We start from the raw sequence: 11,964 nt of genomic DNA on the forward strand, positions 1-11,964 counted from the left end.
CACTTAACATGAATACTGTCCCCTCGCTGCCGCGGCCGCACCCGCGCGCAGTACCGTTATATCCAGGCTGACGCCGGCTGCATTCCCCAAATCATCGTCCTCTGTACCGTTTGATCGCGTGCAGTGGGCTGGCTGTGCCCATCATTCTGGAAAACAATAATGAATCAAGCGCAAACCAACGTCGGCAATAGCCTCGACGTCCAGTCGTTCATCAATCAGCAGCCGCTGTCCCGCTACCAATGGCGGGTGGTGTTGCTGTGCTTCCTGATCGTCTTCCTCGATGGCCTGGACACCGCCGCCATGGGCTTCATCGCCCCGGCCCTTTCGCAGGAGTGGGGGATAGACCGCGCCAGCCTCGGCCCGGTCATGAGTGCTGCATTGATCGGTATGGTTTTCGGTGCCCTCGGCTCCGGCCCGCTGGCGGACCGTTTTGGCCGCAAGGGCGTGCTGGTGGGCGCAGTGCTGGTATTCGGTGGCTTCAGTCTGGCCTCGGCCTATGCCACCAACGTCGATCAGTTGCTGGTGTTGCGCTTCCTGACTGGCCTGGGCCTTGGTGCAGGTATGCCCAACGCCACCACGCTATTGTCTGAATATACCCCCGAGCGCCTCAAGTCGCTGCTGGTGACCAGCATGTTCTGCGGCTTCAACCTGGGCATGGCCGGTGGTGGTTTCATTTCCGCCAAGATGATCCCGGCCTACGGCTGGCACAGCCTGCTGGTGATCGGTGGCGTGCTGCCGTTGCTGCTGGCGCTGGTGCTGATGGTGTGGCTGCCGGAGTCGGCGCGGTTCCTGGTGGTGCGCAATCGGGGCACCGACAAGGTGCGCCAGACCTTGTCGCCCATCGCGCCGCAGGTGGTGGCCGAGGCGGGCAGTTTCAGCGTGCCGGAACAGAAGGCGGTGGCCGCGCGCAACGTGTTCGCGCTGATCTTCTCCGGTACCTACGGCATGGGCACCATGCTGTTGTGGCTGACCTACTTCATGGGCCTGGTGATCGTCTATCTGCTGACCAGCTGGTTGCCAACCTTGATGCGCGACAGCGGCGCGAGCATGGAACAGGCCGCCTTCATCGGCGCACTGTTCCAGTTCGGTGGCGTGCTGAGCGCCGTCGGTGTGGGTTGGGCCATGGACCGCTTCAATCCGCACAAGGTGATCGGCATTTTCTACCTGCTGGCCGGGGTGTTCGCCTACGCCGTGGGGCAGAGCCTGGGCAACATCACCGTATTGGCCACGCTGGTGCTGGTTGCCGGCATGTGCGTGAACGGCGCCCAATCGGCGATGCCTTCGCTGGCGGCGCGCTTCTATCCGACACAGGGCCGCGCCACAGGGGTATCGTGGATGCTGGGTATAGGCCGCTTCGGTGCGATTCTCGGGGCCTGGAGTGGTGCGACGCTGCTCGGGCTGGGCTGGAACTTCGAACAGGTGCTCACGGCATTGCTGGTGCCGGCGGGGCTGGCGACCGTGGGTGTGATCGTGAAAGGGCTGGTGAGCCACGCTGACGCGACCTGAAGCCCGAGGGCCGCTGTGCGGCCCTTCGCAGCACAAGGCTGCTCCTATAACGGCGACGCAGCCCTCTGTAGGAGCAGCCTTGTGCTGCGAAGAATTCGACACGGTAGCGAATGAGTAGCAGGACAACAAATGGTTCGATAATCGCACAAATAGTCGATTATCGGATTGTAAGCCACCCACCAGTCTCCTTAATCTGAGCTCACCGAAGCACCCTGACCAGGAGTCTCCAAATGGCTGCAATTCTCCCGCTTCACGAAGCCGTGAAGCAGTTCATCCAGGATGGCGATACCGTCGCCCTCGAAGGTTTCACCCACCTGATCCCGACTGCCGCCGGCCACGAGATCATCCGTCAGGGCAAGCGCGACCTGACCCTGGTGCGCATGACTCCGGACCTTATCTACGACCAGCTGATCGGCGCCGGCTGCGCCAGCAAGCTGATCTTCTCCTGGGGTGGTAACCCAGGTGTCGGCTCGCTGCACCGCCTGCGTGATGCCGTCGAGAAGCAGTGGCCACACGCCATCGAAATCGAAGAACACAGCCATGCCGACCTGGCAAACGCCTATGTCGCCGGTGCTTCTGGCCTGCCGTTCGCCGTGCTGCGTGCCTACGCCGGCTCCGACCTGCCGAAGGTCAACCCGCTGATCAAGAGCGTCACCTGCCCGTTCACCGGTGAAGTGCTGGCAGCCGTGCCGTCGGTGCGCCCGGATGTGACCGTGATCCACGCGCAAAAGGCCGACCGCAAAGGCAATGTGCTGCTGTGGGGCATCCTCGGCGTGCAGAAGGAAGCCGCCCTGGCCGCCAAGCGCTGCATCGTCACCGTCGAGGAAATCGTCGACGACTTGCAGGCCCCGATGAACGCCTGTGTGCTGCCGACCTGGGCCCTGAGCGCGGTATGCCTGGTACCTGGCGGTGCGCACCCGTCCTATGCCCACGGCTACTACGAGCGTGACAACCGCTTCTACCAGGCCTGGGACCCGATCGCGCGTAGCCGCGAATCGTTCGCCGCCTGGATCGACACCTACATCCGTGGCACTGCCGATTTCAACGAATTCAAGGCCAAGCTGGCCAGCACTGCGGAGGCCGCACAATGAGCTACTCCACTTCCGAAATGATGACCGTCGCTGCAGCACGTCGCCTGCGCAACGGTGCTGTGTGCTTCGTCGGCATCGGCCTGCCGTCCAAGGCTGCCAACCTGGCGCGCCTGACATCGTCGCCAGACGTGGTGCTGATCTACGAATCCGGCCCGATCGGCGCCAAGCCAAGTGTGCTGCCGCTGTCTATCGGCGACGGCGAGCTGGCCGAAACCGCTGACACCGTGGTGCCGACCGGCGAGATCTTCCGCTACTGGCTGCAAGGTGGGCGCATCGACGTCGGCTTCCTCGGCGCTGCCCAGGTCGACCGCTTCGGCAACATCAACACTACCGTCGTCGGTGATTACCACGCCCCGAAAACCCGCCTGCCAGGTGCTGGTGGTGCACCGGAAATCGCTGGTTCTGCCAAGCAGGTACTGATCATCCTCAAGCAGTCGCCGCGTGCCTTTGTCGACAAGCTGGACTTCATCACCTCGGTTGGCCACGGTGAAGGCGGCGACTCGCGCAAACGCCTTGGCCTGCCAGGCGACGGCCCGGTCGGCATTATCACCGACCTGTGCATCATGGAGCCGGAAGCCGGGACCCACGAATTCGTCGTCACTGCGATCCACCCGGGTGTGACCCGCGAGCAGATCATCGCCGCCACTGGCTGGGCGATCCGCTTTGCCGACGATGTGCAGACCACCGCCGAACCGACCGAAGTCGAGCTGTCCGCTCTGCGTGACCTCGAAGCCCGTACCGCCGCGGCCCATGGCCAGGTCGCAGGAGAAGCTTGATGCGCGACGTATTCATCTGTGACGCCATTCGCACCCCGATCGGCCGCTTCGGTGGCGCCCTGGCCGGCGTGCGGGCCGACGACCTGGCCGCCGTACCGCTGAAGGCGCTGATCGAGCGCAATCCGACCGTGCAGTGGGATCAGGTTGACGAAGTGTTCTTCGGCTGCGCCAACCAGGCTGGTGAAGACAACCGCAACGTGGCACGCATGGCGCTGCTGCTGGCCGGCCTGCCGGAGAGCATTCCGGGTGTCACCCTGAATCGCCTGTGCGCGTCGGGCATGGATGCCATCGGCACTGCCTTCCGCGCCATTGCCAGCGGCGAAATGGAGCTGGCTATTGCCGGCGGCGTCGAGTCGATGTCGCGTGCCCCGTTCGTCATGGGCAAGGCCGAAAGCGGCTATTCGCGCAACATGAAGCTCGAAGACACCACCATCGGCTGGCGTTTCATCAACCCGCTGATGAAGAGCCAGTACGGTGTGGACTCCATGCCGGAAACCGCCGACAACGTGGCCGACGATTACCAGGTTTCGCGTGCCGACCAGGACGCGTTCGCCCTGCGCAGCCAGCAGAAGGCAGCTGCGGCCCAGGCCGCCGGCTTCTTCGCCGAAGAGATCGTGCCGGTGCGTATCGCGCACAAGAAGGGCGAGACCATCGTCGAGCGTGACGAACACCTGCGCCCGGAAACCACGCTGGAAGCCTTGACCAAGCTCAAGCCGGTCAACGGCCCGGACAAGACCGTCACCGCTGGCAATGCCTCGGGCGTGAACGACGGTGCCGCGGCGTTGATCCTGGCTTCGGCCGAGGCTGTGAAGAAACACGGCCTGACCCCACGTGCCCGCGTACTGGGCATGGCCAGCGCCGGTGTTGCACCGCGAGTGATGGGCATTGGTCCGGTGCCGGCAGTACGCAAGCTGACCGAGCGCCTGGGTGTGGCGGTGAATGATTTCGATGTGATCGAGCTCAACGAAGCCTTTGCCAGCCAAGGTCTGGCGGTGCTGCGTGAGCTGGGTGTGGCCGACGATGCACCGCAGGTGAACCCCAACGGCGGTGCCATCGCCCTGGGCCACCCGCTGGGCATGAGCGGTGCGCGCCTGGTGTTGACTGCGCTTCACCAGCTGGAGAAGAGCGGTGGGCGTAAGGGCCTGGCGACCATGTGTGTGGGCGTAGGCCAAGGTTTGGCGCTGGCCATCGAGCGGGTTTGACTTGTACCGGCCTCTTCGCGGGTAAATCCGCTCCCACAGGGGGAACCACGCCTCCCGCTGTGGGAGCGGGCTTGCCCGCGAAGAGGCCGGTCCTGCCAGACTCAAGGCCAGTTGCCAGCCAGATAGCGGAACGAGTGTGTTACCAGGTGTGTCTAGAATTACCTGCGACCCTCCAGGAGTAAACTCACCATGACCTCAACCTATTACACCGGCGAAGAACGCAGCAAACGCATCTTCGCTATCGTTGGTGCCTCTTCAGGCAACCTGGTGGAATGGTTCGACTTCTACGTCTATGCCTTCTGCGCGATCTACTTTGCCCCGGCTTTCTTCCCCTCCGACGACCCCACCGTGCAGTTATTGAACACGGCAGGCGTGTTCGCCGCGGGCTTTCTGATGCGCCCCATCGGTGGCTGGATCTTCGGCCGCCTCGCTGACCGCCATGGTCGCAAGAATTCCCTGATGATCTCGGTGCTGATGATGTGCTTCGGCTCCCTGATGATCGCCTGCCTGCCTACCTATGCCAGCATCGGCACCTGGGCCCCGGCGCTGCTTTTGCTGGCCCGGTTGATCCAGGGCCTGTCGGTAGGCGGCGAGTACGGCACCACTGCCACTTACATGAGTGAAGTAGCCCTGCGCGGCCAGCGCGGTTTCTTCGCCTCGTTCCAGTACGTGACCCTGATCGGCGGCCAGTTGCTGGCGGTGCTGGTGGTGGTGATCCTGCAGCAACTGCTCACCGAAGAAGAGCTGCGCGCCTGGGGCTGGCGCATTCCGTTCGTGGTCGGTGCCATTGCCGCACTGATCTCGCTGATGCTGCGCCGCTCGCTGCATGAGACCAGCAGCGCCGAAACCCGCCAGGACAAGGATGCCGGCACCATCAAGGGCCTGTTCCGCGACCATGCGGCGGCCTTCATCACCGTGCTCGGCTATACCGCGGGCGGTTCGCTGATCTTCTATACCTTCACCACCTACATGCAGAAGTACCTGGTCAACACCGCTGGCATGACCGCGAAGAACGCCAGCTATGTGATGACCGGTGCGCTGTTCCTGTTCATGGTGCTACAGCCGTTCTTTGGCATGCTCTCCGACCGCATCGGTCGGCGTAATTCGATGATGCTGTTCGGTGCCCTGGGGACGCTATTTACCGTGCCGTTGCTGATGGCGCTGAAAACCGTGAGCAGCCCGTTCATGGCCTTCGTGCTGATTACCCTGGCGTTGTGTATCGTCAGTTTCTATACCTCGATCAGCGGCCTGGTGAAGGCCGAGATGTTCCCGCCGCAGGTGCGCGCACTGGGCGTGGGCCTGGCCTATGCAGTGGCGAACGCGGCGTTCGGCGGTTCGGCCGAGTACGTGGCCCTGGGCCTGAAGACCCTGGGCATGGAAAACACTTTCTACTGGTACGTGACGGCGATGATGGCGATTGCCTTCCTGTTCAGCCTGCGCCTGCCGAAGCAGGCGGCCTACCTGCACCACGATAATTAAGGACGTGGCATGACCAACCAACTGTTCGACGCCTACTTCACCGCACCGGCCATGCGCGAGATCTTCTCCGACCGTGGCCGCCTGCAGGGCATGCTCGATTTCGAGGCGGCGCTGGCGCGTGCCGAGGCGGCTGCCGGGCTGGTCCCGCATAGCGCTGTAGCGGCCATCGAGGCGGCGTGCCACGCCGAGCGCTATGACGTTGGCGCGCTGGCCAATGCCATCGCCACTGCTGGCAACTCGGCGATCCCGCTGGTGAAGGCGTTGGGCAAGGTGATTGCCAGTGGCGTGCCCGAAGCCGAGCGCTATGTGCACCTGGGCGCCACCAGCCAGGACGCGATGGACACCGGGCTGGTCCTGCAACTGCGTGCTGCCCTCGACCTGATCGAAGCCGATCTAGGCAAGCTCGCCGATACCCTGTCGCGCCAGGCTTTGCAGCACGCCGACACGCCGCTGGTGGGGCGCACCTGGCTGCAGCACGCCACCCCCGTGACCTTGGGGATGAAACTGGCCGGCGTGCTGGGCGCCTTGACCCGTCACCGCCAGCGCTTGCAGGAGCTGCGCCCACGCTTGCTGGTGCTGCAGTTCGGCGGCGCCTCGGGCAGCCTGGCGGCGTTGGGCAGCAAGGCGATGCCGGTAGCCGAAGCCCTGGCCGAGCAGCTCAAGCTGACCCTGCCCGAGCAGCCCTGGCACACCCAGCGCGACCGCCTGGTGGAGTTTGCCTCGGTGCTGGGCCTGATCGCTGGTAGTCTGGGCAAGTTCGGCCGCGATGTCAGCTTGCTGATGCAGACCGAGGCGGGGGAACTGTTCGAGCCTTCCGCGCCGGGCAAGGGTGGGTCTTCGACCATGCCGCACAAGCGCAACCCTGTCGGCGCCGCGGTGCTGATCGGCGCCGCGACCCGCGTGCCGGGGCTGGTCTCTACGCTGTTCGCCGCCATGCCCCAGGAGCACGAGCGCAGCCTCGGTCTGTGGCATGCCGAATGGGAAACCCTGCCGGACATCTGCTGCCTGGTATCTGGTGCGCTGCGCCAGGCCCAGGTGATTGCCGAGGGCATGGAAGTGGATGCCGCGCGCATGCGCCGTAACCTCGACCTGACCCAGGGCCTGGTGCTGGCCGAAGCGGTGAGCATCGTCCTCGCCCAGCGCCTGGGCCGCGACCACGCCCATCACCTGCTGGAGCAGTGCTGCCAGCGCGCTGTGGCCGAACAGCGCCACCTGCGCACCGTGCTGGGTGAAGAGCCGCAGGTCAGTGCCGAGCTGTCTGCCGAAGAACTCGATCGCTTGCTCGACCCTGCCCATTACCTGGGCCAGGCCCGCGTCTGGGTGGCGCGCGCCGTGTCCGAACATCAACGTTTCACTGCCTGAAGGAGACCGCTGTGGCGCACTTGCAACTGGCCGATGGCGTTTTGAATTACCAGATCGATGGCCCGGAAAACGCCCCGGTGCTGGTCCTGTCCAACTCGCTGGGCACCGACCTGGGCATGTGGGACACGCAGATTCCACTGTGGAGCCAGCACTTGCGCGTGCTGCGCTACGACACCCGTGGCCACGGTGGGTCGCTGGTCACTGAAGGCCCCTACAGCATCGAACAGCTGGGCCGTGACGTGCTGGCCCTGCTCGATGGCCTGGATATCGCCAAGGCGCACTTCGTCGGCCTGTCGATGGGCGGCTTGATCGGCCAGTGGCTGGGCATCAACGCCGGCGAGCGCCTGCACAGCCTGACCCTGTGCAACACCGCCGCCAAGATCGCCAACGACGAGGTGTGGAACACCCGTATCGACACCGTGCTCAAGGGCGGGCAGCAGGCCATGGTCGACCTGCGCGATGCCTCCATCGCCCGCTGGTTCACCCCAGGCTTCGCCCAGGCCCAGCCAGCGCAGGCCCAGCGCATCTGCCAGATGCTGGCGCAAACCAGCCCGCAAGGTTATGCCGGCAACTGCGCGGCGGTGCGTGATGCCGATTACCGCGAGCAACTGGGCCGTATCCAGGTGCCGGCGCTGATCGTTGCCGGTACCGAGGACGTGGTGACCACTCCGGAGCACGGCCGCTTCATGCAGGCCGGTATCGCGGGTGCCGAGTACGTCGACTTCCCGGCGGCGCACCTGTCCAACGTCGAGATCGGCGAGGCGTTCAGCCGCCGTGTGCTCGACTTCCTGCTGGCTCACTGAGGATACCGCCATGGACGAGAAACAACGTTACGACGCCGGCATGCAAGTACGCCGCGCAGTGCTTGGCGATGCCCACGTGGACCGCAGCCTGGAGAAGCTCAACGAATTCAACGGCGAGTTCCAGGAGATGATCACCCGCCACGCCTGGGGTGACATCTGGACCCGCCCGGGCCTGCCGCGCCATACCCGTAGCCTGATCACCATCGCCATGCTGATTGGCATGAACCGCAACGACGAGCTGAGGCTGCACCTGCGCGCGGCGGCCAACAACGGCGTGACCCGCGACGAGATCAAGGAAGTGCTGATGCAGAGCGCGATCTATTGCGGCATTCCGGCGGCCAATGCCACCTTCCACATGGCTGAGTCGGTGTGGGATGAGCTGGGTGTGGAGTCGCGACAGCAGTAATGGCTGTACCGGCCCAATCGCCGGCAAGCCAGCTCCCACAGGGATTGCATCAGGCTTGAGGGCAGTGCAGTTCCTGTGGGAGCTGGCTTGCCGGCGATTGGGCCATGGAATGTTTACATGGCCGCATTCTTCTGCCGCATGGCCACTGGGCCGGCGTTGCTTTCCACGGCTTGCTTCAGGGCCGGGCACAGGCCGAGCATGAATGCCGCTTCTGCCACCACGAACAACGGCCCGATGATCAATCCGCTGACATCGTCGACAAACGCCGGTTTGCGGCCTTCGTAGTAATGGCCGACGAACTGGATGATCCAGCCCACCACGAACGCTCCCAGCCCGGTGCCGAGCCACAGCGCTGTCGTCTGCATCGCCAGCACCTGGCCGACCCACAGGCATAGCCCAAGCAACAACCCCATCACCAGGCCGAAGCGCAGGTCCAGGCGCAGGTAGAACCAGACCGAGGCCGCCGCCGCAGGCAGGGCAGGGGACAGCCACATGCCGGCTACCTCCCAGCCTGGGCGCGACAGCAGGATAGTGACCGCCAGCACGATCATCGGGATGCCGACGAAGTGGGTGGCGATGTTGCGTGGGTCGCGGTGGTAGCTGGCGTATTGGCTCAGGTGGTCGACGAGGGTTTTCATTGTTGTGCCTCCCTGGTTGCCTGATCGAGGTGTATTGCTGTTCCGGCCTCTTCGCGGGTAAATCCGCTCCCACAGAGTCACTACAACTCCTGAGGGCTGCGCTGTACCTGTGGGAGCGGGTTCACCCGCGAATGGGGCGGTACAGGCGACCGATATAGCTCAGGATAGCCCGCTCCTGCCACCATCATCAGCTCAGCGAATGGCAGCAGCCCGCACTGGCATATCCAGCCCCACCAGCGTCTCGATCATCGCTCGCGCCGCCGGCGACAGCCGGTAACCGCTGCGGCTGACCACGCCACAGCGCACACTCAGCACTTCCAGCGCCGGTGGCAGGTTGCGCCAGTGCAGGCGCACCAGCCGGCCGCTGGCCAGGTCTTCGGCAACTGCTTCCTCGCTGGCGGTGCCGATGGCATCGCTGGCTTGCACCACACTGCGCAGCACGGCCAGGTGCTCGGTTTGCAGGTGCGGGGTGAAATCGCTGCGCCCGCTCAGGTTGGCCAGGCGCTTGCGCACACCGGGGGCGAGCAGGGCGCTGGCCAGCGGGTAGCTGAACAGGTCGTTGGTCGACAGGCTGTCCTTGGCCAGCAATGGGTGCCCCGGGCGGCAGAAGAACAGGCCGGGGCGCGTTGAAAGGGGCTCGGTGTGAAAGTTGGGATCGGCTTCGAACGGTCGGATATCGTCGACGAAAAATTCGATCTGCTCGCGGCGCAGGGCCTGGCCGAGGCGTTCGGCGTTGTCTACCAGCAGTGAGGTGCGGATGCCCGGGTGGCGTTCGAGAAAGTGGCGCAGGGCATCGGGCACCAGGCGCACGGCCAGCGCCGGGCCGCTGCCGAAATGCAACTCGCCGGCGTCGAGCTTGGTCATCTGCAGCACTTCGTTGCTCAGCTGCGCGGCACCTTGTACCAGGCGCCGGGCATGTTGCAGCACCACCAGGCCTTCGGGGGTGGGCGGCAGGGCTTTGCTGGCGCGGTCGACCAGTGGGCAGCCGAAGCTGTGTTCCAGACTCTGTATGGCACGGCTGAAGGCGGGTTGGGTGATGCCCATGGCCTCGGCGGCACGGACGAAGCTGCGGTATTCGGTGAGGGCGATGAAGTAGCGCAGCTGACGGAGGTCCATGTCATGGCTCTGGGGCGGGGATCAGGGGCCTATTCAAGCGGTTGCTGCATATGTCGTCAAAGAAGGTTTATTGATTTGTTTATAGCTTAGGGTTATTTGTTGTAGCTTCTGGCCTCTTCGCGGGCATGCCCGCTCCCACAGGGACCGCACAGGTTTCAAGGCTGGTGCGGTCCCGCGAAGAATTCAGAGGAGATTCAGCGGGTAACTCAGGATCAACCGGTTCTCATCGAACGAGTTGGTGCTGAAGTCCCGGCGCATGGTGGAGTTGCGCCACTTCACCGACAGGTCCTTGAAGCTGCCCGACTGCACCACATAGGCCAACTCGGTTTCCCGCGCCCATTCCTTGCCATCGTCCACACCGCCTGCGGTCACGTTGTCACCCTTGATGTAGCGGTTCATCAGGGTCAGGCCTGGCACGCCGACGGTGGCGAAGTTGAAGTCATGGCGCACCTGCCATGAGCGTTCCTTGGCGTTGTCGAAGCTGGAGTTGTAGCTGTCGTTTGCCAGAGTGCCGCCGCTGGTGCCGTTCACCCGCATCCAGGCGTCGTCGCCGCTGACTTTCTGCAGGCCGACGTAGATGGTGTGGCCCTGATAGCGTGCCGAGAGCATGGCCGAGGCGGTGCGGTTGTCCAGTTCGCCAGCGCGTTCGGCGCCGTCTTCCTTGCCGATGAAGTAGCCCAGGTTGGCGCCCAGGGTCCAGTCGCCCAGGGGTTGGCTGTGCACCAGGTTGAGGTACTGCTGGCGGTAGATGTCCTTGAGCTGAGCATTCCACAGGCCGATCATGGTGCGCTTGTCGTTGAAGGTGTATTCGCCGCCGCCAAAGTTGAAACGGTCGGAGGTGAACGCTGCCTTGCCGTTCATCGACATGTCTTCCATGCTGGCGTCGTTGCGCGGGCTGTTGCCGCGGAACTGGCCGGCGTACAGGGTCAGTCCGGCGATTTCCTTCGAGGTCAGCTGGCCGCCGCGGAAGGTCTGCGGCAGCGAGCGGCCATCGTCCGAGCGCAGGATCGGCAGTACCGGCATCCATTCACCTACTTTCAGCTCGGTTTCGGACAGCTTGGCTTTCAGTGCCACGCCCAGGCGGCCGAAGTCATCGGCCGGGCGGCCATCATCGTGCACCGGCAGCAGGTGGGTGTTGGTGGTGCCTTTGCCGCCGTCGAGCTTGACCGAGTACAGGCCCAGTACGTCCACGCCGAAACCGACGGTGCCCTGGGTGAAGCCGGAGCGGGCGTCGAGGATGAAGCTCTGCGTCCACTCCTCGGCCTTGGCCTGCGGGTGGGCCGGGTCGACGAAGTTGCGGTTGATGTAGAAGTTGCGCAGGTTGAGGGTGGCCTTGGCGTCCTCCAGGAAACCACCTTCGTCGGCGGCGAACACGGGGAGTGCGCAGGACATGGCCAACAGGCCGGGCAGCAGCTGGCGTGCGGGTTGCAAAGTGCTCATCTGTCGTGGATCTCTTGTTTTTATGGGCGAGCCGGTACGCTGCAGGATGCGGCCTGCAGGTGCGGGTCTTTTGGGATGAACCGTGGCAACGTTGCGTGGGGAGGATGGTGCGGGGTAGGGCAGGGGTGAGGCAATTCGCCACAAA

Annotated in this window: 11 protein-coding genes; 8 read left to right on the top strand and 3 right to left on the bottom strand. The window is 64.3% G+C overall.

Translation table 11 applies throughout. The annotated features are described in order from the left end of the window. The first annotated feature begins 159 nt into the window (after positions 1-159). The 8 genes from pcaK to pcaC all read left to right on the top strand — a co-directional run bounded on the left by pcaK (position 160) and on the right by pcaC (position 8,625). On the top strand, positions 160-1,506 hold the full coding sequence (gene pcaK / locus IMX18_RS02420; RefSeq protein ID WP_015271655.1) for a 4-hydroxybenzoate transporter PcaK: 1,347 nt from the start codon (positions 160-162) through the stop codon (positions 1,504-1,506). Positions 1,507-1,736: 230 nt separating this feature from the next. Further along, positions 1,737-2,597 carry a CoA transferase subunit A gene (locus IMX18_RS02425; protein WP_217190086.1) on the top strand — a complete coding sequence of 287 codons (861 nt, stop codon included), beginning with the start codon at positions 1,737-1,739 and terminating at the stop codon, positions 2,595-2,597. Next, positions 2,594-3,373 (top strand): CoA-transferase subunit beta, encoded by a 780-nt coding sequence (locus IMX18_RS02430; RefSeq protein WP_015271653.1) that lies wholly within the window; start codon positions 2,594-2,596, stop codon positions 3,371-3,373. Before IMX18_RS02425 ends, IMX18_RS02430 begins: the two co-directional genes overlap by 4 nt. Next, positions 3,370-4,575, top strand: a complete 1,206-nt coding sequence (gene pcaF / locus IMX18_RS02435) for a 3-oxoadipyl-CoA thiolase (protein ID WP_169774743.1) — start codon at positions 3,370-3,372, stop codon at positions 4,573-4,575. Before IMX18_RS02430 ends, pcaF begins: the two co-directional genes overlap by 4 nt. 189 nt (positions 4,576-4,764) lie before the next feature. Next, positions 4,765-6,054, top strand: a complete 1,290-nt coding sequence (locus IMX18_RS02440) for an MFS family transporter (protein WP_015271652.1) — start codon at positions 4,765-4,767, stop codon at positions 6,052-6,054. A gap of 9 nt (positions 6,055-6,063) precedes the next feature. Next, positions 6,064-7,416, top strand: coding sequence for a 3-carboxy-cis,cis-muconate cycloisomerase (locus tag IMX18_RS02445; protein ID WP_054571992.1), 1,353 nt, complete (start codon positions 6,064-6,066; stop codon positions 7,414-7,416). An 11-nt stretch (positions 7,417-7,427) separates the two neighbouring features. Beyond that, positions 7,428-8,219: a 3-oxoadipate enol-lactonase gene (gene pcaD / locus IMX18_RS02450; protein ID WP_015271650.1), complete on the top strand. Its 792-nt coding sequence runs from the start codon at positions 7,428-7,430 to the stop codon at positions 8,217-8,219. A 10-nt stretch (positions 8,220-8,229) separates the two neighbouring features. Beyond that, entirely contained in the window at positions 8,230-8,625 is a 396-nt protein-coding gene (gene pcaC / locus IMX18_RS02455; protein ID WP_015271649.1) for a 4-carboxymuconolactone decarboxylase, read from the top strand. A gap of 113 nt (positions 8,626-8,738) precedes the next feature. Here the strand turns inward: pcaC and IMX18_RS02460 are convergent, their stop codons facing one another. From IMX18_RS02460 to IMX18_RS02470, 3 genes are all read right to left on the bottom strand, one after another. Beyond that, complete coding sequence (locus IMX18_RS02460) at positions 8,739-9,263, bottom strand: Mpo1 family 2-hydroxy fatty acid dioxygenase (RefSeq protein ID WP_015271648.1); 525 nt, start codon at positions 9,261-9,263, stop codon at positions 8,739-8,741. A gap of 192 nt (positions 9,264-9,455) precedes the next feature. Further along, positions 9,456-10,379, bottom strand: coding sequence for a LysR family transcriptional regulator (locus IMX18_RS02465; protein ID WP_015271647.1), 924 nt, complete (start codon positions 10,377-10,379; stop codon positions 9,456-9,458). 183 nt (positions 10,380-10,562) lie between these two features. Next, positions 10,563-11,819, bottom strand: a complete 1,257-nt coding sequence (locus IMX18_RS02470) for an OprD family porin (protein ID WP_015271646.1) — start codon at positions 11,817-11,819, stop codon at positions 10,563-10,565. Positions 11,820-11,964 lie beyond the last annotated feature (145 nt).

The sequence above is a fragment of the Pseudomonas shirazica genome (genome assembly GCF_015168335.1).
Classification (GTDB): Bacteria; Pseudomonadota; Gammaproteobacteria; order Pseudomonadales; family Pseudomonadaceae; genus Aquipseudomonas; species Aquipseudomonas asiatica.